Below are 22452 nucleotides of genomic sequence, written 5' to 3' on the forward strand. Positions count from 1 at the left end.
GCTAGCCGAAATACCGGTGGAACCACGCCGTCAGATCGGCTTCGGTCTTCGGGCCCGGTTCCGGATGATCGGCACGCAGCGTGCAGAAATGCCCGATGATCGCGAACTTCTGGTGGAGCAGCAGCAGGCAGCTCGGCCCGAGCGCCGAGTCGGTATTCGGATAACAGAAGTAGCGGCCGAGGACGTTGCCGTCCTGCCGCCACACATCGTCGCCCTGGTCACCGCGACCGCAGACATGGCCGGAGAACTGGCCGCGGTCCGCCTCGTACAAGTACGTCGCCGACTCCTGGTCCGGGAAGCCGTAGAACTCCGCGGCCGGGAACCCGGCCTTCGTGCCGCAGGCCAGCGCCGCGGCCACCGGACCGGGCGGCGGGTCGGCGTGGCGGCAATTGGCCGGACCGAAATCACCGGCCAGATGGTTCAGCACCGCGCGATCGGCCTGCGTGAAATAGTCCGGATCCCGGGCGAGGTCGGCGGTGCGGAATCCGAGGCGATTGCGCACGGCGGCATAGTCGCGGTAGGGCTGCTCGTCGGGGTTCCAGATGTACAGCGCGGCGGCCGGTATCCGCTCGTCGGTGAGCAGCAGCGCGGGGCGCGGCGCGGCGGGATCGTCCATCTTGCTCTCGAAGCACGCCTTGCGGCCGACTTCCACCCCATCGCGCAGCATCGGCCCGTCCGGCCCCGGCGGGTCTCCTTGGCAGCTGTGTCCTTGCAGACCCGCCAGCAACGACTGCGTGTAGCCGCGCATCTGGTCGGCGGTGCGGAAGCGCAGGAACCGGGCCACGGGATCGCTCGCCGCCGGATTCGCGGCGCAGAACACGACGGCGACGGCGGGCGCGTCGGGGTTCTCGTGCACGCAGTTCGCGCGTTTGTAGCCGGAGGGGCCGACCACCGACAGCAGTTCGACGTCTTGGCCGTTCGGCGCGCTCGCGTCCGGTACGGCAGTGCCCGTGGTCGGCCGGATCAGCTCCCAGCCGAGGAAGCCGATCGCGACGGCGAGCAGCACGACGCACAGCAGGGCGAGCACGCGCAGCAGCCGACGGCCGCGTGGCAGCCTCAGGCGGTGACCGCGGCCCGGCGCGGTCGGCCGGTCCTGCGGGCCCGCACCGGTCGGCGCTTCCGCGGCCGCGGGCGGCTCCGACGGCCCGGTGACCCGGCCCGCCACCACAGCCGCCTGCGCGGCCGCGCCGAGTTCGCCCGCGGTGCCGTAGCGCGCCTGCGGATCTTTGGCCATGCCGCGCGCGACGACGTCGTCCAGCCGGGCGGGCAATCCGGGTCGGTGCGCGTGCGGCTGCGGCGGCGGCTCGAACAGGTGCGCGGAGATGATCTGCGCTTCGGTGTCCCTGGGATAGGGCCGCGAACCGGTCAGGCATTCGTACAGCACGCAGGTCAGGGCATAGATGTCGGCGGCGGGGGTGACCGTGCGGGAATGGAACCGCTCCGGCGCCATGTAGTGGAAGGACCCGATCGCCGAGCCGGTGCCGGTGAGACTGTCCCCCGTGGCCGATTGCGCGATGCCGAAGTCCACCAGATAGGCGAAGCCGTCGGGGGTGAGCAGGATGTTGTCCGGCTTGATGTCGCGGTGCACCAGGCCGTCGGCGTGCGCGGCGTCCAGTGCCGCGGCGACCTGCCGGACGATCGCGACCGCCCGCTCCGGCTCCAGCGGCCCCTGCGCCTTCAGCAAGGCGCGCAGGCTGTCGCCGCGGACCAGACGCATATCGATGTAGAGCCGGCCGTCGATCTCGCCGTAATCGTGGATCGGGATGATGTGCGGCTCCTGCAGCCGCGCCGCGACGTGCGATTCGCGCCGGAACCGCTCCCGGAACACCGGGTCGTCGTGCAACCGCTCGGGCAGCACCTTCAGCGCGATGACGCGATCCTTGACGGTGTCGTAGGCCGCGAACACTTCCCCCATGCCGCCACGACCGATCAGGCGATCCAGGCGATACGGCCCGAATCGCGACCCCACCTCGAGCGTCTGACGTCGCGTCGTCATCTCGTCCTCCGTGACGGGGACCCGGAGGGTGTCCGGCGCGGACCGAGCCGAACGCCTTCCCGGGCCGTGACCCGGGTTCCTGCGCTCAACTGTAGAGCGCGGCGACCCGCTCGGCAGACGTATCCCGGTCGGCCGCCGATTCTTCCCGGTACCGGTCCGAGACCGACCCGCTGCGCCACGGTCGTGGCCGAGACGACTCGGTGGGTCGAGACCGGGCAGAAGCCGTCGTCAGCCCGGGGCCGCGGGCGGGCGGCGGTGCAGGGCGAGCTGGATTTCCAGCAGCAAGCGGTCGGCGGGGTCGTCGAGGTTCATGCCGAGGATGTCCTCGACCCGGCGCAGCCGGTAGCGCAGCGTGTTCGGATGCACGCGCAGGGCCGCGGCGGCGTCGCGCACGTCGCCGTGTTCGCGCAGGTAGGTCTCGACGCTCTCGCGCAGGCTCGCGGCGTGCTTGCGGTCGTAGTCGAGAAGTGCGACCAGCCGCGGATCGCGCAGTTCCGCCCGTGCTCCGACCAGATCGAGCACTTCGCCGAGAAGCACCGCGGTACGCGCCTCGGCGAGGGTGGTCACCCGGCTCGCGGGCGACGCGGCCGTGCGGTCCAGAACCCGATCGACCTCGGCGCGCGCGTCGGCGACCCGGCCGAGATCCGGCACCGGACAGGCGATCGCGGCCCGCAGCGACAGCGACCGCTTCGCTTCGAGTTGTTCGATCAGCTGCCGCGTCCAAGCGGTCACGGCCTGCGCCGATCGGTAGCCGGGCAGCAGCACGTAGACACGGTCACCGATCGCGGCGGTCACCGAGTCGGCGCGAAAAGAACTGGCGCGCAACCGCAGAACGCCGCCGAGTGCGGAGCGTTCGACGCCGGGGGCAGGCTCGTCCGCCGTGAGCGCGAAGCCGATCACCGCGGCGGGACCGGTCGACGGCAGGTGCAGCGCGTTCGCCACCGTCGCGGCGTCGACCGCCGACCCACCCGCGCCGAACAGCCGACGGGTCAGCAGCGCTTCGGTGGTCGGCGCGTCCAGGCTTCGGGAGATCAGGCGTGCGGCGATGGCCGCGGCGCCGCGCAGGATCTCCGCCGCGTCCGGGTGGAACGGCCGATCACCCTGCTGCAGCCAGATCGTGCCGAGCATGCGCGGGGCGCGCGCGTGCGCGTCCGCCCGCTCGCGGATACCGATCACCAGCCTGCGCTTGATGCTCAATTCGTCGTGCGCGGGCACATCGACGACCTCGTCGGTGTCGCGCAACCGATCGAACACGCCCCACCGCCGCAGCAGGGTCAGGTACTCCCTCGGCCCCTCCCGGCCGAGGATCGATCGCACACGCAACTCGTCGGCGGTCTCGTCGGACGCCGAGTACGCGAGCACGTGCGACCGCGAATCCTCAATGGACACCATCCCGCCCGCGTTGTCCGCGATCATCTGCGCCAGCGCGAACAGATCGATGTCCGCGGCGACCTCGTCCCCATCCCGGCCCACGTTTCCGTCCTTCGGCCAACTCGACAACGCACTTGCCTCATCTTTGTCCAATCGGCTCATTGTCCGGGCAGTTTTCCGGTGTTGACTTCTCCTTACCGAAAATTCATCTGCCACCTGGAGGTCCCATGGATGCCGTCGTGTCCCCGCCCCCGCCGGTCAACGAACCCGTTGGCAGCTTCGCGCCGGGCACGCCGGAACGCGAGCGCCTGCGCGCGAAGCTGGCCGAACTGGCCGCTACCCCGACGGAGGTCACGCACGTCATCGGCGGTGCGCACCGGCGCGGCTCGGGCGAGCGCGTCACGGTGGTGCAGCCGCACCGGCACGCCGCCGTGCTCGGCACGCTCACCACGGCGGGGCCGGGCGAGGTGCACGCCGCCATCGCCGCGGCGACCGCGGCGGCCCCGGAGTGGCGCGCGCTGTCCTTCGCCGACCGCGCCGCGATCTTCCTGCGCGCCGCCGACCTGCTGGCCGGGCCGTGGCGCGAAACCATCAGCGCCGCAACGATGCTCGGGCAGTCCAAGACCGCCTATCAGGCCGAGATCGACGCCCCGTGCGAGCTGGTCGACTTCTGGCGGTTCAATGTGCATTTCGCTCGCCGGATCCTGGCGGATCAACCGGTCTCGGCGCCCGGGGAGTGGAATCGGATGGACTACCGGCCGCTCGAGGGATTCGTCTACGCGATCACGCCGTTCAACTTCTCCGCAATCGCGGGCAACCTGCCCACCGCGCCCGCGCTGATGGGCAACACCGTGGTGTGGAAGCCGGCCGTCACCCAATCGGTGGCGGCGTACTGGACGATGAGGTTACTCGAGGCGGCGGGACTGCCGCCCGGCGTGATCAACATGGTGCACGGCGCGGGCCCCGAGGTGTCGGAGGTGGCGCTGGCCGACCACCGCCTCGCGGGCATCCACTTCACCGGATCCACCGCGACCTTCCGCCACCTGTGGCGCACCGTCGCCGCGAATCTCGACCGGTACGACTCCTATCCGCGCCTGGTCGGCGAGACCGGCGGCAAGGACTTCGTCGTCGCGCACAGCTCCGCGGACCCGGACGGGCTGAGCACGGCCCTGCTCCGCGGCGCGTTCGACTACCAGGGCCAGAAGTGCTCGGCCGCCTCGCGCGCTTTCCTGCCGCGATCGCTGTGGGACCGGATGGGCCGCGAATTCGTCGACCGGGTGTCCGCGCTCAGGTACGGCGACGTGACCGACTTCGCCAACTTCGGTGGAGCCCTCATCGATCGGCGGGCTTTCGACAAGAACGTCGACGCCATCGCGCGCGCCAAAGCGACGCCGGGCCTGACCATCGTCACGGGCGGCCACGCCGACGACAGAGTCGGCTATTTCGTCGAGCCCACCGTTCTGCTCGGCGACGATCCGGCCGACGACGCGTTCCGCACCGAGTACTTCGGCCCGATCCTGGCCGTGCACGTCTACGACGATTCGGTGCGCGGCTCGTTCGAGTCCGTGCTCGACCTGATCGACCAAGGTTCGCCCTACGGCTTGACCGGCGCGGTCATCGCCCGGGATCGCGCGGCGATCGCCACGGCCACCGAGCGCTTGCGCTTCGCGGCGGGCAACTTCTACATCAACGACAAACCCACCGGCGCGGTCGTCGGCAGGCAACCGTTCGGCGGGTCGCGCGCCTCCGGCACCAACGACAAGGCAGGCTCGGCACAGAACCTGCTGCGCTGGACCTCCGCTCGCACGATCAAGGAAACCTTCGTCCCCGCGACCGACCACCGCTATCCGCACCAGGAGTTGTGATGGCCTTCTCCGGACTGCTGCGGCCCGCCGTGCTGGCGGCCTCCCGTTCCCCGCGCATGGAGCGCGCGATCACCCGCATGCCGGCCACCAAGAAGCTGGTCGACCGTTTCATCGCGGGCGAGACCGAGGCCGACGCGGTCGCCACCGCCTCGGCGCTGCTGGGCTCCGGCCGCTCGGTGACCATCGACTATCTCGGCGAGGACACCACCGACCTCGACCGCGCCCGCGGAACCGTCGCGCACTACCTGCGGCTGCTGTCGGCGCTGGCCGAACTGCGCGCCGTGGACAACCCTCCGGTGCCGCAACTGGAAGTGTCGCTGAAACTCTCCGCGCTCGGCCAGTCGCTCCCGCAGAACGGGTACGCCATCGCCAGGGAGCACGCCTACGAGATCTGCACGGCGGCCAAGGCCGCCGGGGTCTGGGTCACCGTGGACGCCGAAGACCACACCACCACCGAGGCGACGCTGTCGATCGTGCGCGAACTGCGTGTGGATTTCCCGTGGCTCGGCACGGTCTTGCAGGCCTATCTCAAACGCACCGAGGAGGACTGCCGCGCCTTCGCAGGCCCGGGTTCGCGAATCCGCTTGTGCAAGGGCGCCTATCGCGAACCCGCGTCGGTGGCCTATCAGAGCCGCTCCGCGGTGGACGAGTCCTACCTGCGGTGCCTGCGGGTGCTGATGGAGGGCAAGGGGTACCCGATGATCGCCACGCACGACCCCGCGCTGATCGATGCGGCGCTGCGCCACGTGCGGGAAAGCGGCCGCAAATCCGGCGACTTCGAGTTCCAGATGCTGCACGGCATCCGCGACACCGAACAGCGCCGCCTCGCCGGAGTCGGCCACACGCTGCGCGTCTACGTGCCCTACGGAGACCAGTGGTACGGCTACTTCATGCGCAGGCTGGCCGAGCGCCCGGCGAACATCGCGTTCTTCCTGCGCTCCCTCGGCCGCGACCGCTGAGGGTCGGCCGCGAGCCTGAACCGCTCACCAGGATTGGCATGCCTTTCGCCGTCACGTACGACGCAACGCGACCATACTGGCGGAACCTACGGTTTCGAGCGAAGCGAGACCGAGCATCCGCCGTTCGCGGCGACGCAGTCGCGGCAAATTCAACACAGGAGTCACATGTCGCTCGCGCAGTTACGAGCCCAGATGACGCGCCGCAAGCCGCTCGGCGAGGTCGAGGACGGAACCGCCGCGGCCGACGAGCAGTTGTCGCGGTCGCTCGGCCTCTGGCAGCTCACCGCGATCGGTGTCGGCGGCATCATCGGCGCGGGCATCTTCACCCTGGCCGGCGCGGTGGCGCACAAGGTCACCGGGCCTTCGGTGCTGATCTCGTTCCTCATCGCGGGCGTGGCCAGCGCCGCCGCCGCGCTGTGTTACGCCGAGTTCGCCGGGATGGTGCCCAAGGCCGGGTCCGCCTACACCTACGGATACGTGTCGCTCGGCGAGATCGCGGGCTGGTTCATCGGCTGGGATCTGCTGCTGGAGTACGTCGCGGTCGCGGCGGTGGTGGCGATCGGCGTCTCCGGTTACTTCAAATTCCTGCTCGAGCAGGTCGACATCGCACTGCCGGATTGGATGCTCGGCGCGGCGGGCACCGGCGAAGGCCATGTCGTCGACGTGTTCGCCATGGTGTTCTGCCTCGGCACGGCCTGGCTGCTCTCGCGCGGCATCCGCAGCGTCGGCCGGTTCGAGACCGTCGCCGTCGGCCTCAAGGTCGCCCTGGTCGTGCTGATCATCGCGCTCGGCGTGTTCCATATCGACAGCGCCAACTACACCCCGTATTTCCCGTTCGGCACGGGCGCGGTGTGGACCGGCGCGGCCACTGTCTTCTTCGCCGTGTTCGGCTACGACGCGATGAGCACCGCCGCGGAGGAGTCCACCGAGGGCAAGAAGCATCTGCCGAAGGCGATCATCTACTCGCTGGCCATCGCGATGGTTCTCTACGTGCTGGCCACCCTGGTGCTCACCGGCATGCAGAAATATACGGAGATCAGCCCGACCAGCGGGTTCTCCACCGCGTTCGAGTCGGTCGGGCAGCCGGGCGTCGCCAACATCATCGCGATCGGGGCCATCATCGGCATCGTCACCGTGGTGCTCACCTTCATGCTCGGCGTCACCCGCGTGTGGTTCGCCATGAGCCGCGACGGGCTCCTGCCGGAGTGGTTCGCCAAGACCCATCCGGTCCGCAAGGTGCCCACCAGGGTGACCTGGATCGTCGGTATCGGATCGGCGCTGATGGCCGGGCTCCTGGACATCACGGTGGTGGCCGAGCTGACCAATATCGGCATCCTGATGGCGTTCATCGTGGTGTCGGTGGCCGTGATCGTGCTGCGGCGTACCCGTCCCGACGAGCCGCGCGAGTTCCGCCTGCCGTTCATGCCGGTGGTGCCGCTGATCGGCATCGGATTCTCGGTGTATCTGATCTGGTCGCTGCCGTGGGAGACCTGGGCGCGTTTCGTGATCTGGCTGGTCGCCGGCCTGATCGTCTACTTCACCTACTCGCGCACCCATTCCAGGCTCGAGCGCGCCCGGCCCGCGGCTGCGGAAGACCCGGCGAACTCCTGACCCGTCGGGCGGTCCCCATTGCGGAACCGTCGCTGGAGTGCATACGGTCGAGAGCGTCGGCATCGGCGACAGCCGCGTCGTCGCGCGGCTCGGAAGGAGCGGTGGCGGATGGATCTGCGGGAGGTCGTGTCGGCGGGTGTGCTCGAACAGCGCGAGTTGCTGGCTCAGGGCGCCCTTTCGGCGGAGCAACTGGTCGAGGCGACACTCGACGAAATCGATGCGGCGGCGGATCTCGGCGCCTTCACCCATGTCCTGCGCGAAGAGGCCAAGGCGGCGGCCGTCGAGCGGGACCGCGAGCGGGCGGCGGGCGAGACGGTCGGCCCGCTGCACGGGATTCCGGTCGCGGTAAAGGACGAGTTCGACGTCGCCGGCGTGGTGACCACCTTCGGCACCAGGGCGAACGCCACGCCCGCCGTGGCGGACGCGGAGGTGGTGCGCAGGCTGCGGGCGGCCGGGGCGATCATCGTCGGCAAGACGGCGATGCCGGAATTCGGGCAGTGGCCCTTCACCGAATCCAGCACCTTCGGCGTGACCCGCAACCCGTGGGACCGGAGCCGCTCCGCGGGCGGATCGAGCGGCGGGTCCGCCGCCGCGGTGGCGGCCGGACTGGTGCCGGTCGCGCTGGGCGGTGACGGCGGCGGGTCGATCCGGATTCCGGCGGCGTGCTGCGGATTGTTCGGCCTCAAACCGCAACGCGGGCGCGTGCCGATCGCCCCGAACGAGCACCTGTGGTGGGCGCTGGGCGTCGCCGGGCCGTTGACCCGTGGCGTGCTGGACTCCGCCGTCGTCTACGACGTCATTCGCGGCAGCACCCCCACCGACCGATTCCGCGCGCCGGAACCGGCTACCTCGTTCGAGGCTGCGGCGCGTGAACCGGCCCGGCCGTTGCGCATCGGCTACAGCACCAAACCGCACGCCCTGATGGTGAAACTCGATCCGCAGCACGTGCGCGCCATCCGCGACACTGCGAAGCTGCTCACCGAACTGGGCCATACGGTGTCCGAGATCGACCTGAGCTACCCGGATTCCATGCACGCGTTCTTCCCGCAGTTCTTCGGCGGGGTGCGCGCCGAACTGGCCGAGATCGATCATCCGGAGTTGCTCGAACGCCGCACCAAGCAGACGGTCGCGGTCGGCGCGTGGGCGCGCAGGCCGGTCGTCGAGTGGGCGATCCGGCGCGGCCAGGCGTTGACGCGCAAGATGGACCGCGTCTTCGCCGAATGCGACCTGCTGCTGACACCCACCATCGCGATCCGCCCGCCGCGCCTCGGCGTGCTCGACGGCGCGAATACGGTCCGGGCCCAGCTCGCCTCCATCCCGATGGTCGCCTACACCGAGCTGTGGAACGTCACCGGCCACCCCGCCGCCTCGCTGCCCGCCGGCGTCGGCGACGACGGCCTTCCGCTGTCGGTGCAGCTGGTCGGCCCCACCAACGGTGAGACGGCGATTCTCCCGATCGCCGCGCAGCTCGAGCAGGCGCGCCCGCATCCTCGCCCGGCGGGCCTCTCGAACCGCTAGTCCGACCTGCGCGACATCGCGCCGGAATTGAAAGCACCGGCTCCGGCGACGCACGCCGTGAGCGCGCCCGAATGCGCGGCCCGGTTCGCGCTCGGCGTCGCGCCGCACCGTCCCCACCGGTATGCGCAGCCGCATGCCGCGAGTGGCCATGCCGCGCGCCGATCGGGGGGTTCGTACCGCGTCTTGGTCGGCCGTCCGCGCCGCATCATGAGCGGTCCTCCGCGCCGCGCTTTGATCGTTCTCCGATCTGCGCGGCCCGACTCTTTTATCGACTTCGTCGACGTGGTCCGCCGCACCGTGGAAGTCACCGCCCTCGGGCTCCTCGCGCGCCGGGGAGAACCGACACCCACTGCTACCGCCTGATGTTGCTCCGGATGCCCGTCATGAACGACGGGCATCCCGGCGTCGGAGAATCAGAAGAGGTCGAGACCCGTCTCGCTTCCCGCGACCACTGGATCCACGAGGGCACAACGAACAGGTCGCCGGTGGTCAGGACTCGGCGGTCGCCGCCGAGGACGACGTGGGCGTTTCCGTCGAAGATCTGCCAGATCGAGGACCCGACCCCTCGATATATCTACCGCGCAGCCGCCCGTAAGATACAACTTGTGTCTAAGACGTATTCATCCGCCGAGCAGGCCTATCGTGCCGTGAAGGAGCGCATCCTGTCCGGCGCGCTCGCGGGCGGAGAGCTGATCAGCGAGGGGGAGATCGCCGCCGACCTGGGCACGTCCCGCACGCCAGTGCGCGAGGCGTTCCTCCGGCTGGAGACCGAGGGATGGATGAAGCTGTACCCGAAGCGCGGCGCGCTGGTGGTGCCGATCCCGCCCGACGAGGCCGAGCACGTCGCGCACGCGAGGTACGTGGTGGAGACCGCCGCGGTCCGCAGTGCCACCGCGAACGACACCGGAGTGCTGGTCGAGGCGTTGCGATCCTCGATCCGGCGGCAGCGCGACCTGGCCGCCGCGGGCGATCTGGACGGCTTCGCGCTCGCCGACACCGACTTCCACCGCACCTACGTCCTGGCCGGAGGCAATCCGCTGCTGTCGGGCTTCTACGACTCGCTGCGGGAACGCCAGCGCCGGATGAACAGCGTCGCCCTGCGCCGCGGCCCGGTCGACATCACCCGGATCATCGAGCAGCACGCGCGACTGGCCGACCTGGTCGCGGCGGCCGACGCGGACGGGTTCGCCGACGCGCTGGTCGAGCATCTGTCCGGCGTGCACCAACTGGAACTACGAGGCCGGTGATGGCGACACTCACCGCCCCCGCGCCCCGCGACCTGGTCGTCCCGAGCCGATGGCGCGGCGTCGCCGCCGCGATGTTCGCGATCGCCTGGGGCGGCAACGAATTCACGCCGTTGCTGGTCATGTACAAGAACGACGGACTGGCGGCCACGACCGTCGACCTGTTGCTGTTCTACTACGTGCTCGGCATCGTGCCCGCGTTGCTGATCGGCGGCCCGCTGTCGGATCGCTACGGCCGCCGCGCCCTGCTGCGGCCCGCACCGCTGATCGCCGCGGCCGGATCGCTGCTGCTCGCGTTCGGGTCCGCGTCGGTGCCGGTCATGGCGGGGGGACGGGTGCTGTGCGGCGTCGCGCTCGGGCTGGCGATGGCGGTCGGCGGCAGCTGGCTCAAAGAGCTGGCGCAACCTCCCCACGGCCCGGAGCTTCCCGCGGGCACGGGTGCGCGCCGCTCCGCGATGAGCCTCACCGCGGGCTTCGCCGTCGGCGCTTGCTGCGCCGGTGTGCTCGCGCAATGGGCGCCGTGGCCGAACACCTTTGCGTATCTGATCAACGTCGCGCTGTGCCTGGTCGCCGCCGTGTGGGTCCGGCGTGCGCCGGAAACCGTCCCCCGGCGGCGGAATCCGGGGAGCCTCCGCGACGACCTGCGCATTCCCCCTGCGGGGCACCCGCGCTTCCGTGCGGTGGCCCTGCCCGCCGCGTTGTGGCTGTTCACCTCCGCCGCGACGGCGTACGCGGTGCTTCCCGCGCTGATGGCGCCCTGGGTCGGCGCGGCGCCGATCGCGTTCTCCGCCATGATCTGTGTCATCACTTTGGGCTGCGGGTTCGCCGTCCAGTCCGTCGCGCGCCGGATCGACCGGCCCGGCACCGCGCGGGCGGCCGCGGTGGCGCTCAGCGCGGTCACACTCGGGATGGCGCTGGCCGCGATGGCTTCCGGTCTGCTGACCCTGTGGGCGACGGTGGCCGCCGCCGTGGTGCTGGGCGCCGGATACGGCATCGGACTGGTGGCCGGGCTACAGGAGATCGAACGCATCGCCCGCCCGGACGATCTGGCCGGGCTGACCGCCGTGTTCTATTCGGCGAGCTACTTGGGATTCGGCACCCCGGCCCTGCTTTCGTTCCTGCACGACACGTTCGGTCTCGGTTATCCGGCGATGTTCGCCGCGGGCGCGCTCGCGGCGGCCGGATGCCTCGGCCCGGTGCTGCGCAACTATCGCGCCTGACCGACGGCGGTCAGCTCTTCGGGGTCAGCAGGACCAGCGGAATCTCGCGGGTGGTCTTCGTCTGATAACCGGCGTAGACCGGCTGCGCGGCGGTGACCCGCGGCCACAGCGCCGCCCGCTCCTCGGCGGTGGCCACCCGCGCCGTCATCGGCACCTTCGGCCCGTTGCGCACCGATACGAGCACATCCGGGTTGTCGCGCAGATTCAGGAACCACGCCGGATGGACGGGGTCGCCGCCACGGGAGGCGACCACGACGTAAGTGTCGCCGTCGATGATCGGCGCCGTGAGCATCACCGCGTGCGGCCGACCTGATTTGCGGCCGGTGGTGGTGAGCTCGAGCGACGGCATGCCGGAGAAATCGTTGCCCAGCTTCCCGAAGCTGATCTTCAACAGCGCGCGATGCGCCGTATTCATGGCTTTCAGCGCGAAATTCGAGGGCATACGATCCTCACGATCGGCTCGACGGGTGGTTCGGCTCGGCGACTCCCGCAGTGGGAGACCGCGAATCGGACTGTACCCGAAGCGGAGCGGCTCGCTCAGCGGGCGGACCATCCCGACCAGCGCGAGACGTCGATGGCGATCACCGGGCCCGGCGGCGGCTGCCGTTCGTACTGGGAGTAGCGCGCGGTCAAGTGGCCGATCGCCGCTCGCGCCTCGGCGCCGTCCGCGATGCGAGCCGTTCCGTCGGCACGGACCCACCACAGCTGCGTCCAGTCGTCGTCGTAGCGGTCGACGAGCACGGCGACCGCGGGGTTCGCCGCGATGTTGGCCAGCCTGCGCAACGCCGTTGTCGTCTTCGGTTTCGCGTCGACGCTGGTGTAGACGACCTCCCCCGCCACGGCGAAGACGATGGGCACCACATGCGGGCGCAGTTGCGGCGAAACGGTTGCCAACCGCCCGACCGGACTGGTCGCGAATCGTTTGCGCGCTTCCTCGGAACCCAGCAGCACACCCGCCTCCTCGAACTCGCCGTCCCCGGAAATCGGGGATCGAGTATGTTCCGCCCCCTATGCAACCGGACATTTGCCGTGAAATCACAGCGATCGACTACCGCCACGCTACGGTCGAGTCAATGTGTGACCCGTCAACAGGCTATGTCGCCAGAAGGTGGAGGCGGTTGTGGAAATCGATATCACTACCCGGCTGAACCTAGCGTTCGAGATGTGGGAGCGCGCGCACGGGCGCCCGCTCGCCGACGATACGGTCGAGACATGGGTGACCGCAGCCGGGTACGACCTGGAACCAGGTCACCTGACCAAAGTTCGGCGCGGAGACCTCGCCACGCTTCCCGAACAGGCCCGCGCCGGGCTGGCCCACGTGTTCGGGCTCGACCCCAGCTATTTCGTCTTCGATCCCGGTCCGGACCGGGCCGACGACGCCGAAGTGATCGCGCACCTGGACAATTCGGCTCTGCGCCGCCTCGGACAAGCCGTGAACGGCGTGTCGCTGCGCACCCTGTTGTACCTGGAGTCCGTCGCCGAAGTACTCCGCCAGGCCGACGGCCTGCCCCCGTGCGAACAAACCGCGCAACTCTGATCGAACGACAGCGGCTCGGCTTCGGCCCCCGGGAAGCCCGGCGGGCCGGCCACTCCGCCCACCCGGCGGCACCGCCGCTCGCGGACGCGAAAACATGACGCGTCGATAATTCGAAATTCACCTATCGCATCGGTGATTCGGCCGCACCTAAGCGCCCCCAGCACACCGATAGTGAATTACAGGCAAACGAGAATTCACTCATTTCGCACTGAGCGCGCCGCTGCGACGCGTCGTCAGCGTAATCCGAGCATCGGTACGGCAGCTGGAATATCCGCCGGTGCCGTGTTCTCCCGAAATCCGCCCAAGTGGCGCGGCACCGCCCACGCCGCTATGCTCGGGCCGCGATATTTCGAAACTGCTTGTCGGTCTGCGTATTTGGGGTGCCGAGACACGCGGACGATGGCAGATGCGCCGTTTCCTGCGGCAAGCGCGAGTGCGGAAGTACGGAATTTGTCAGAGTTGTTGAATGCGGCGGCGAGCGAGCCCGGCGAGGACGCCGCCGGGCGCCCGAAACCGCCGTTCGCGATATTGTCGGCCTGCCTGATCGCCAGCGCCGCCATCGTGACCGCGGCGGTGTACTACGCGCCCGCCGAATTCCGGATCCCGCTCGCGGCGGGCGCTGCCGCCGCGGCCGTCGCCCTGTGCGCCGCCACGACGGCGGCCGTCCATTTCCGCAGGCAGGCCCGGCACGCCCGGCGGGACGCGGAGCAGGCCATCCAGGACCGAGCGCGCGTCGCCAGGGGCGCGGAAGTCGAGGTCGCCGCCGCGGCCGCGGCGGCCGTCGAATACGAGGCGCGCGCGAAGGGCAGCGAGAGCGGTCGCGCCGCGGCCATGGCGGCTTTCGCGGGCGCCGCGGGCCGTATGCAGGCGATGACCACCAGCATGCTCGCCGAGCTGCGCGAGATGGAGCACCGCCACGGCGATCCCACCGTGCTCGCCGATCTGCTGCAACTGGATCACCGCACGGCCCAGGCCGGCAGGCTCGCCGACAGCATCGCCGTGCTCAGCGGCGCGCGATCCGGCCGCCGCTGGGCCAAACCGATTGCGATGGAATCGATTCTGCGTGGCGCGATGGGCCGTGTGGCGGGTTACCAGCGGGTGCGGCTGCGCGCGATCGCCGATATCGCGGTCTCCGGTCACGCCGCGGAGGGCGTCATGCACGCGCTCGCGGAGCTGCTCGACAACGCGTGCAACTTCTCTCCGCCCACCACCGAGGTGCATGTCTACGCCGCCGAGGTGCCCGCGGGCGTGATCATCACCATCGAGGACAGCGGATTGGTCATGAGCGAGTCCGCGCTGCGCCGCGCCGAGGCGGCGGTCTCGGCCACCGGGCCGGAGGCCCGCGGTGCCGGAGCCGACCTGTCCTCGCTGACCGGGACCAGACTCGGCCTCGCCGTGGTGGGCAACCTGGCGCGCAAGCACGGGCTCACCGTCTCCTTCCGGCCTTCCGCCATCGGCGGCACCGCCGTGGTCGTGGTGATCCCGCGCGACCTCACCACCCGCGCCGAGCGCCCCCAGCCGTCCACCATCACCGGCACGCTGCCGGTCGCGCGAGAACGCGCCCGCACCGCCGCGCCGGAGCACGCGCCCGCCGATCCGCAGCCCGTGCGTCCGTCCATCGCGGAGGAAGCTCCCGCCGCCCGGACACTGCCCAAACGGCGTCGAGGCAGCACGCTGGCCGCAGTCCACCCCGACGGCCTCGCCGCGCCGGAGCCCGTCGCACCGACCCCTCCCGCCGCACGACCGGACTCGCTCGGCGCGTTCCAGCGCGCGGTGACCGGGTCCGCGAGCGGCAGCGCCGCCGCCACTCCCCCCGCCCCTTCCGTCTCCGTGGAGAACGAACGATGACGACCTCCGAGACCGCCCAGCTGAGCTGGCTGTTGGAACAGCTGCTCACCCGCACACCGCGCAGCAGGCATGCCCTGCTGCTGTCCAGCGACGGGTTGAAGATCTGTCACACGCCCGAACTCACCGTCGATGGCGCCGACCAGCTCGCCGCCATCGCGGCGGGCATCCAGAGCCTCTCGCACGGCGCGTCGGTGGAATTCGGCGACGGCCGGGCCGGGGTGCGCCAGTCGATGACCGAGTTCTACGGCGGCATCCTGTTCATCGTGGAAGCCGGGCTCGGCGCGCACATCGCGGTGGTCGCCGCCGAGGACGCGGACGCCGGACTGGTCGGCCACAACATGCGGGAGCTGGTGGAACAACTCGGCGAGCACCTGGCGGCCACGCCGCGCTTCCCTGGAGCGGGCGTGCCGTGAGCAGACCAGGCCGGGACGACGACCCCGATCGGTTGTACACGCTGACCGGCGGGCGGAGCAGACCGGACTCCGACACCTTCGATCTGGTCACCCTGGTGGTCAGCGAATGCGCGCCGACGCCGGGCATGCAGTCCGAGCACGTGGCGATCCTGGAGTTGTGCCAGGCGCCGACCGCCGTCGTCGAAATCGCGGCCGAGCTGCGGATTCCGGTCGGCATCACGACCATCCTGCTGTCGGACCTGCTGCTCGCGGGCAAGATCACCGTCCGTCCGCCACACGCCGGCCCGTCCGGCTCGCCCTGGCACTGCCTGCCCGACACCACGACGCTCGAGAAGGTGCTCGTTGGACTTCGCAAACTCTGATCCGCGTCCCGCCCGCGCGGACGCGCCCCTGCACCGTGCGACGACGCGGGGGCTGAAGATCGTCATCGTCGGGGGTTTCGGCGTCGGCAAGACGACGATGGTTCGCGCGGTCAGCGAGATCCGGCCGCTGGACACCGAGGCGATCATGACCGACGAGGGACTCGAGATCGACGACCCCAGTGGCGCGCCCGGCAAATCGACCACGACCGTCGCCTTCGACTTCGGGCGCATCACCATCGATGACGAACACGTGCTCTACCTGTTCGGCGCACCGGGACAGGAACGGTTCCGGTTCCTCTGGGATCGGCTGTTCACCGGCGCGCTCGGCGCGATCGTGCTGGTCGACCCGCACCGGATCGCGGATTCCTGGTACGCGGTGGACCGCCTGGAACACCAGCGGACGCCGTTCGTCGTCGCCTGCAACGACTTCGGCGACGGCCACCACCCCGACGCGGTCCGCGACGCGCTCGACCTGGATCCGCATGTGCCGGTGATCGACTGCGACGCCCGCTCGCGCGAGTCCGGCAAGGGCGTGCTGATCACCCTGGTCGAACACCTCTATTCCCGCGCGCCCTCCCCTGCGGGCCTGCGCCCCTCGATCCCGACTCCGGAGGCCGCGTCATGACCACGCCCGCGCCGAGTTCCACCGACAGCTGCCCCGTCCACCACGCGCCGGTCACGTTGAGCGGCCCGCGTTTTCATACCGACCCGCATCAGCTCTATCACGAGATGCGCCGGGAGCACGGCGCGGTGGTCGCCGTGGAGTTGCCCGGTGGCGTTCCCGCGTGGCTGGTCATCGGCTACCGCGAACTGCATCAGGTGACCAGCGATCCCGAGTTGTTCCCCCGCGATGTCGGGCGGTGGAACCAGTGGCCGAACATCCCTCCGGACTGGCCCTTGCTGCCGATGGTCGGGCAGCCGATGCCGTCGATCTATTTCACCGCGGGCGCGGAGCACCGCAGGCACCTGGCGATGGTGGAGCCCGCGCTGGAGAGGATCGACACCTTCGCCTTGCGCCGTGCGTGCGAGGACCTGGCCGACCGCCTGATCGACGCGTTCTGCGGGCGCGGCGAAGCGGAGCTGGTCGCCGATTTCGCCGAGCCGCTGCCGGTGCTGGCCCTGGCGCGCGTCCTCGGATTCCCCGACGAGGACGGCCCGCGGCTGGCGTGGACGATGAAGACCCTCGCCGACGGCGGAGCCGACGCCCAGGCCGCACATCAGCAGTTCGCCGAGCACATGGGGCGCCTGCTCGCGACCAAGAAGGTCGCGCGGGGCGCGGACCTGGTGTCCTGGATGCTGGCGCATCCCGGTCCGTTCACCGACGAGGAATACGTCCTGGACCTGATGGCGATCACCGCCGCCGGATATCTGCCGACGGCCGACTGGATCGGGAACTCGGTGCGGCTGATGCTCACCGACGACCGGTTCGCCGCCGCGCTCGGCGGCGGCCGCCACAGTGTGGGCCAGGCGATGAACGAAGTGCTGTGGGAGGACACGCCGACCCAGATCCTCGCCGGGCGATGGGCCGCGCGTGACACCCGGCTCGGTGACAAGGTCATCCGGGCCGGGGACATGCTGCTGCTCGGTCTGGCCGCGGCCAACGCCGATCCTCATGTGCGCCAGCATGTCTCCGACGGCGCGGATCCCGCGCACACCGGTAACAGCGCGCACTTCGCGTTCAGCTACGGCGAATACCGCTGCCCGTTTCCCGCGCAGGAGATCGCCGAGGTCATCGCGCGCACCGGCATCGAGGTCCTGCTCGATCGGCTGCCCGACCTCGATCTGGCGGTGCCCGCCCAGAACCTGGTCCGGCGGCCGTCGGCCTTCCTGCGCGGCATGACATCCCTGCCCGTCCGCTTCACACCCGTTCGCGCCGTCGGAGGTACCCCGTGAGCAGAGAATGCCCGCACGCAGCAGCCCTTGTCATCGATCCGATGGTCGGTGACCTCGCCGGAGAGACCAGCAGGCTGCGCGCCGCGGGTCCGCTCACCCGGATCGAACTGCTCGGCGTGCCCGCCTGGACCGTCACCCAGCACGCGCTGGCCAGGCAACTGCTCGTGGACACCAGGCTGGTCAAGGACATCGAGGCGTGGTCGCTGTGGCGGTCCGGCGCGGTGACCAGGCAGTGGCCGCTGATCGGCATGATCGACGCGGGCCGTTCCATGTTCACCGTCGACGGTCCCGAGCACCGCAGGCTCCGCATCAAGACCACCCAGGCGTTGACCAAGCGCAGGCTCGACGCGCTGCGCCCGGCGATCGAGCGCATGACCGCCGAACTGCTCGACGACCTCGCCGCAGCCGGGCGCGACGGCGCGGCGGTCGACCTCAAGACGGTGTTCGCCTACCCGCTGCCGATGCGGGTGATCAGCGAGCTGATGGGCGTGGACCGTGCCGACCACCCGATGCTGCTCGACTGGTACAAGGCGTTCTTCTCGCTGCTGACGCCGCAGGACGAACGGCTGCGGGTGATCGACGAGCTGGACGCGTATTTCACCGACCTGGTGCGCAAGAAGACCGCCGACCCGACCGACGACCTGACCAGCGCCTTCATCGTCAGCGGCGACGACACCGAACCGCTGACCGAAGAGGAAGTGGTCGGCAATCTCAAGGCGCTGGTGGCCGCAGGGCACGAAACGACGATCGGTCTCATCCTCAACGCCGTGCGCGCCCTGCTCGAGCGACCGGAGCAGTTGAACGCCGTCCGTGCCGGTGACCGCACCTGGGCGGACGCGGTGGAGGAGACCCTGCGCTGGGACAGCCCGGTGACCCATCTGCTGATGCGTTTCGCCACCGAGGACATCGCCGTCGGCGACACCGTCATCGAGAAAGGCGAGGGCGTGGTCATGTCCTACCGTGCGATCGGCCGTGACCTCGCCGTGCACGGCGAGGACGCCGACGACTTCGACGTCTCCCGCCCGACCGCCAATCGGCACTTGGCTTTCGGCTACGGCCCGCACATCTGCCCCGGCGCGGCGCTCGCCCGGCTGGAAGCCGGCATCGCGCTGCCCGCCTTGTTCGCCCGCTTCCCCGGCCTGCGCTTCGCCGTGCCGGTCGAACAGATCCGCAACTTGCCGGTGCTCACCCAGAACGACCTCGAGGCGTTCCCGGTGTATCTGGGGAACTGATCCGGCGCATGGGTTGTTGTCGTGCCTATGGCCAGTGATCCCCCGGCGCCGCACCGGCGCGCGCAGCTGCGCGACTTCCTCCGCACCCGCAGAGCCAGGCTCACGCCGCGCGACGTCGGTCTGCCGACCGTGGGAAAGCGGCGCACGCCCGGCCTGCGGCGGGAGGAGGTCGCGCTGCTCGCCGGAGTCGGCGTCTCCTGGTACACGTGGCTGGAGCAGGGCCGCGACATCACGGTGTCGGCGGAGGTGCTGGACGCGGTCGGTGCGGCGCTGCGGCTGTCCGGCCCGGAGCGTCGGCATCTGTATCTGCTCGCCGGTCTCAATCCGCCGCCGCCGGGCCCGGCGCGTGACGCCGAGGTCACCCCGCAGTTGCGCCGACTGCTCGACGCGTGGGGAACGCGGCCCGCCGTGCTGCGGGACCGCTACTGGAATCTGCTCGCGGTCAACGACGCGGCGCGCACCGTCTTCGGATTCACCGCCGCCGACCACAACTGCCTGGTCTCCTTCTTCCGCAACCCCCGGTATCGCGGCATGCACGTGGCGTGGACCGCGATCGCGCCCGCCGTCGTGGCCGCCTTCCGCGCCGACGCCGCCTACGCTCCCGACGACCCCGAATTCGGCCGGGTGGTCGGCGAACTCAGTACCGAGAGCCCCGAATTCGCCCGCTTGTGGGCCCGCCACGACGTGGACGCCGCCGTCCAAGCCGTGAAGGCGGTACGCCACCCCGACGCAGGCGACCTGGTGTTCGACACGACCACCCTCGCGGTGGCCGACCACCCCGGCTGGTTCCTGGTGCTCTACAACCCGCAGCCGGAGTGCGCGGAGCGGGTGGAGGACCTGATGCGCGTCGCCGTCACCGCCCCGGTGTGACCGCAGCCTGGTGGCGCCAGACCTAGGTCGACTGGACACTGTTCGCCAGCGCGGACCTTCGGCACGCTCATTCTCATGACGCACAACAACTCCCGATTCGACGGCAAGGTCGCACTCGTCACCGGCGGCTCGAGCGGCATGGGGCTGGCCACCGCGCGACGGCTGCTCGCCGAAGGCGCACAGGTGGTCATCACCGGCCGGGACAAGGCCCGGCTGGACGCCGCGGTCGACGCACTCGACGGCGGCGACCGGGTGCTCGCGACCCAGGCCGATTCGGCGCGCCTCGCCGATCTCGACGCGCTCACCGCCGCCGTCCGCGACCGGCACGGCCGATTGGACGTCGTGTTCGCCAACGCGGGCGTCGCATCCTTCCAGCCCAACGCCGAGATCACCGAGGACGAGTTCGCGCGCGTCGTGGACATCAACTTCAAGGGCGTGTTCTTCACCGTCCAGAAGGCGCTGCCGCTGCTGTCCGAGCATGCGGCGATCGTCATCAACGCGTCGTGGACCCTGCACCGCGGCCTGCCAGGCGCGTCGCTGTACGCGGCGACCAAGGCGGCCGTGCACAACCTGGCCCGCACCCTCGCCGCGGAATTGGGTCCCAAGGGGATTCGGGTGAACTCGGTGAGCCCCGGTTATATCGAGACTCCGATGTTCCACGACAACGTCAGCCCCGACGCGCACACCGCCGTGCTCGCCGAAGTGGCGAGCCGCCGACTCGGCACCGCCGAGGACGTGGCCGACGCGGTGGCGTTCCTCGCGTCCGCCGAGGCGTCCTACGTCAACGGACAGGACCTGATCATCGACGGTGGTCTGGTCGCGGCCGTTTCCCGGGAGTTGATCTGACCGGCCCGCACCGCGTCCCGGGCGGGAACCCGTTTCTCGGTGCACGGGTTCGATGACGGCTTCCCGGATGGGCCCGCCGACGCAGGCCGAGTTCAGGTGCGGGAGTGCGGGTAGGCGTGGCGGTGGTCAGCCGCACCCGCAAGGTCCGGTTCACATCGCAGGACATCGGTGGCCGACTGCGGACGCCCGGTCAGCGGCGGTGCAACGAATGCGAGAGCATTCCGCACGGACGAGCGAACGCGAGGGCGCGGCACTGATGGCTATCGATCACGAGTTATTCCGCGTGCGCGGTCTTGTCCGTGTCCGGTGCCGCCACGCGCCACGCCCGGCGCGTGACCGGGCGGCTGCCGCACCGCCGCTTGCGGGTGCTGCGCCTGTCCCAACCACAGAAGTCTTTCGACCTCCGACAGACGGCCTTTCTCGTCCAACTCCTTGAACGCCGCATTCCGAGCCTCGTCCAGCGCCTTCGACGCCGCCTCCCGCTCCTTCTCGGCTGCCGCCGCGCGCGCCTCGGCCGCTTCGCGCTCCACGCCGGCGACGTCGGCCGCTTCTCGAGCCGCTTGTTCGCCGGTGTCGGAGGTTTCGCGTTCCTGATACTGGCTCGGCACCGGAAACTCCTGCGCCACCCGTTCAGCGGCTTCCCGCTCGATCCGTGCCCGCTCGGTCTCCGGCGTCTGGCGTGCTTGCCTGGCCCGCTCGGCGTCTGCTCGGGCTTGCCGGTCGCGTTCGACCTGCGGCGCATCCAACCGACCACGTGTAGCGGCTTCCCGGAACTGCTGCATCCGCCGGAATTTCTCGGCTCGCTCTTGTGCCCGCACGATCTGGCGAATCTTCGCCAGCCGTTCCCGCGCCCGGTCGGCTCGATTCAACTCGTACGGCCGGATCAGCTCCAATTGCTGAGACACCAGCGACTGGCCGAGTCGCATCGCGCGCAGGGCGTCAGCGCGTGAAATGATCACGTGCTGGAATTTGTCACCGAGGTCGCGGACCATCGCCTGCAGTTCGGCGGCCACGGCTGGCGGGATCTTCTCGCCGGACACCGTCTCCCATCGAGAATGGATCAGTTGGCTGGATTCCAGTCCGACTCGTTCGATACTCAGCTGCCTCAGCGTCTCTTGCTCGTTGATTCGCCCCGACTTGCGCTCGACACCTCGGATACCTCGGCCTTCCGTGCGGGCTGAATCCAGTCTTCGAGTTTTCCCGTCAATCTTGATCGCGAATTGCTGGACCCAACCACGCCCCGGCGTTTCGCCTTGTTCAAGCGCTCGACCGAGTTCGAAATACAGGCCCTTTTCGTAGTTGGACAGCCTTCGGCGGTAATCGTCGTACTCGTCGGGCACGGCGCCCCCCTCTTCAACATCTACTCACACATGCATGTCACCATGCCGCGCGATGAGCCTTAGCAATGCTGTACTCCACCATCCGGGGACCGTAGTTCTCGCGGAATAAATCACTCGCTTCGAACATCAAATCGAGCTTATGTGTATCGCGCACTTTCACCGCCGGCCCGAAATCGGGATACAATGGCGAGTCCGACTTTCCACTGTTCGTCCATGTGATATCACCGTGCCGTCGTATATAGCATTCTCCGAGAAACCGGACGAATCCATCGGCGAGTTCCCGGTTCTCCGGCGCAATGAACCCATCCCAGTCGCCGAACAGCTCTA

Annotated in this window: 21 protein-coding genes; 15 read left to right on the plus strand and 6 right to left on the minus strand. The window is 69.8% G+C overall.

Translation table 11 applies throughout. The annotated features are described in order from the left end of the window. Nucleotide 1: 1 nt before the first annotated feature. Together NB3_RS36710 and NB3_RS22565 are read right to left on the minus strand one after the other, a co-directional pair. On the minus strand, nt 2-1996 hold the full coding sequence (locus NB3_RS36710; RefSeq protein ID WP_067806942.1) for a serine/threonine-protein kinase: 1995 nt from the start codon (nt 1994-1996) through the stop codon (nt 2-4). A gap of 228 nt (nt 1997-2224) precedes the next feature. After that, complete coding sequence (locus NB3_RS22565; protein ID WP_307695360.1) at nt 2225-3469, minus strand: PucR family transcriptional regulator; 1245 nt, start codon at nt 3467-3469, stop codon at nt 2225-2227. Between the two features lie 125 nt (nt 3470-3594). Here NB3_RS22565 and pruA point away from each other — a divergent pair, with 125 nt between their 5' ends. The 6 genes from pruA (at nt 3595) to NB3_RS22595 (ending at nt 11784) form a co-directional block, all read left to right on the plus strand. Further along, nucleotides 3595-5232, plus strand: coding sequence for an L-glutamate gamma-semialdehyde dehydrogenase (gene pruA / locus NB3_RS22570; RefSeq protein ID WP_067806945.1), 1638 nt, complete (start codon nt 3595-3597; stop codon nt 5230-5232). After that, on the plus strand, nt 5232-6191 hold the full coding sequence (locus NB3_RS22575) for a proline dehydrogenase family protein (RefSeq protein ID WP_067806948.1): 960 nt from the start codon (nt 5232-5234) through the stop codon (nt 6189-6191). The genes pruA and NB3_RS22575 overlap by 1 nt, the downstream gene beginning before the upstream one ends. Before the next feature lie 165 nt (nt 6192-6356). Then, nucleotides 6357-7802 carry an amino acid permease gene (locus NB3_RS22580; RefSeq protein WP_067806951.1) on the plus strand — a complete coding sequence of 482 codons (1446 nt, stop codon included), beginning with the start codon at nt 6357-6359 and terminating at the stop codon, nt 7800-7802. 108 nt (nt 7803-7910) lie between these two features. Then, the gene (locus tag NB3_RS22585; RefSeq protein WP_067806953.1) at nt 7911-9320 is read left to right on the plus strand and encodes an amidase; all 1410 of its coding nucleotides are present in this window, start codon (nt 7911-7913) and stop codon (nt 9318-9320) included. Nucleotides 9321-9925: 605 nt separating this feature from the next. Then, a complete protein-coding gene (locus tag NB3_RS22590; RefSeq protein WP_067807007.1) occupies nt 9926-10567 on the plus strand; it encodes a GntR family transcriptional regulator in 642 nt (213 codons plus the stop codon). Next, the gene (locus NB3_RS22595; protein WP_067806956.1) at nt 10567-11784 is read left to right on the plus strand and encodes an MFS transporter; all 1218 of its coding nucleotides are present in this window, start codon (nt 10567-10569) and stop codon (nt 11782-11784) included. The genes NB3_RS22590 and NB3_RS22595 overlap by 1 nt, the downstream gene beginning before the upstream one ends. Nucleotides 11785-11794: 10 nt before the next feature. On the opposite strand, the gene NB3_RS22600 is transcribed toward NB3_RS22595, so the two are convergent. Both NB3_RS22600 and NB3_RS22605 read right to left on the minus strand, forming a co-directional pair. After that, the gene (locus NB3_RS22600; RefSeq protein ID WP_067807009.1) at nt 11795-12226 is read right to left on the minus strand and encodes a nitroreductase family deazaflavin-dependent oxidoreductase; all 432 of its coding nucleotides are present in this window, start codon (nt 12224-12226) and stop codon (nt 11795-11797) included. Nucleotides 12227-12321: 95 nt separating this feature from the next. Next, nucleotides 12322-12729: a TIGR03668 family PPOX class F420-dependent oxidoreductase gene (locus NB3_RS22605; RefSeq protein WP_067807012.1), complete on the minus strand. Its 408-nt coding sequence runs from the start codon at nt 12727-12729 to the stop codon at nt 12322-12324. Nucleotides 12730-12904: 175 nt separating this feature from the next. Between NB3_RS22605 and NB3_RS22610 the strand changes: the two genes are divergently transcribed. The 9 genes from NB3_RS22610 (at nt 12905) to NB3_RS22650 (ending at nt 20785) form a co-directional block, all read left to right on the plus strand. Then, nucleotides 12905-13321: a hypothetical protein gene (locus NB3_RS22610; protein ID WP_157111955.1), complete on the plus strand. Its 417-nt coding sequence runs from the start codon at nt 12905-12907 to the stop codon at nt 13319-13321. Between the two features lie 450 nt (nt 13322-13771). Next, nucleotides 13772-15169, plus strand: a complete 1398-nt coding sequence (locus NB3_RS22615) for an ATP-binding protein (RefSeq protein WP_244892031.1) — start codon at nt 13772-13774, stop codon at nt 15167-15169. After that, nucleotides 15166-15582 (plus strand): roadblock/LC7 domain-containing protein, encoded by a 417-nt coding sequence (locus NB3_RS22620; RefSeq protein WP_067806963.1) that lies wholly within the window; start codon nt 15166-15168, stop codon nt 15580-15582. Before NB3_RS22615 ends, NB3_RS22620 begins: the two co-directional genes overlap by 4 nt. Continuing rightward, complete coding sequence (locus tag NB3_RS22625) at nt 15579-15944, plus strand: DUF742 domain-containing protein (RefSeq protein WP_067806965.1); 366 nt, start codon at nt 15579-15581, stop codon at nt 15942-15944. The genes NB3_RS22620 and NB3_RS22625 overlap by 4 nt, the downstream gene beginning before the upstream one ends. Then, entirely contained in the window at nt 15925-16569 is a 645-nt protein-coding gene (locus NB3_RS22630) for a GTP-binding protein (protein ID WP_067806968.1), read from the plus strand. The genes NB3_RS22625 and NB3_RS22630 overlap by 20 nt, the downstream gene beginning before the upstream one ends. Then, the gene (locus NB3_RS22635; protein WP_067806971.1) at nt 16566-17837 is read left to right on the plus strand and encodes a cytochrome P450 family protein; all 1272 of its coding nucleotides are present in this window, start codon (nt 16566-16568) and stop codon (nt 17835-17837) included. The genes NB3_RS22630 and NB3_RS22635 overlap by 4 nt, the downstream gene beginning before the upstream one ends. Next, nucleotides 17834-19069 carry a cytochrome P450 family protein gene (locus NB3_RS22640; RefSeq protein ID WP_067806973.1) on the plus strand — a complete coding sequence of 412 codons (1236 nt, stop codon included), beginning with the start codon at nt 17834-17836 and terminating at the stop codon, nt 19067-19069. Before NB3_RS22635 ends, NB3_RS22640 begins: the two co-directional genes overlap by 4 nt. 27 nt (nt 19070-19096) lie before the next feature. Beyond that, nucleotides 19097-19939 (plus strand): helix-turn-helix transcriptional regulator, encoded by an 843-nt coding sequence (locus tag NB3_RS22645; protein ID WP_067806976.1) that lies wholly within the window; start codon nt 19097-19099, stop codon nt 19937-19939. A gap of 75 nt (nt 19940-20014) precedes the next feature. Beyond that, nucleotides 20015-20785 (plus strand): glucose 1-dehydrogenase, encoded by a 771-nt coding sequence (locus NB3_RS22650; protein WP_067806979.1) that lies wholly within the window; start codon nt 20015-20017, stop codon nt 20783-20785. Between the two features lie 260 nt (nt 20786-21045). Here NB3_RS22650 and NB3_RS22655 read toward each other — a convergent pair whose 3' ends face one another. Together NB3_RS22655 and NB3_RS35665 are read right to left on the minus strand one after the other, a co-directional pair. Next, nucleotides 21046-22125, minus strand: coding sequence for a hypothetical protein (locus NB3_RS22655; protein WP_157111956.1), 1080 nt, complete (start codon nt 22123-22125; stop codon nt 21046-21048). A 37-nt stretch (nt 22126-22162) separates the two neighbouring features. After that, nucleotides 22163-22452 (minus strand): hypothetical protein (locus NB3_RS35665; RefSeq protein ID WP_169810735.1); only part of this gene is annotated, 290 nt, incomplete at its 5' end.

The sequence above is a fragment of the Nocardia beijingensis NBRC 16342 genome (assembly GCF_001612785.1).
Taxonomy (GTDB): domain Bacteria; phylum Actinomycetota; class Actinomycetes; order Mycobacteriales; family Mycobacteriaceae; genus Nocardia; species Nocardia beijingensis.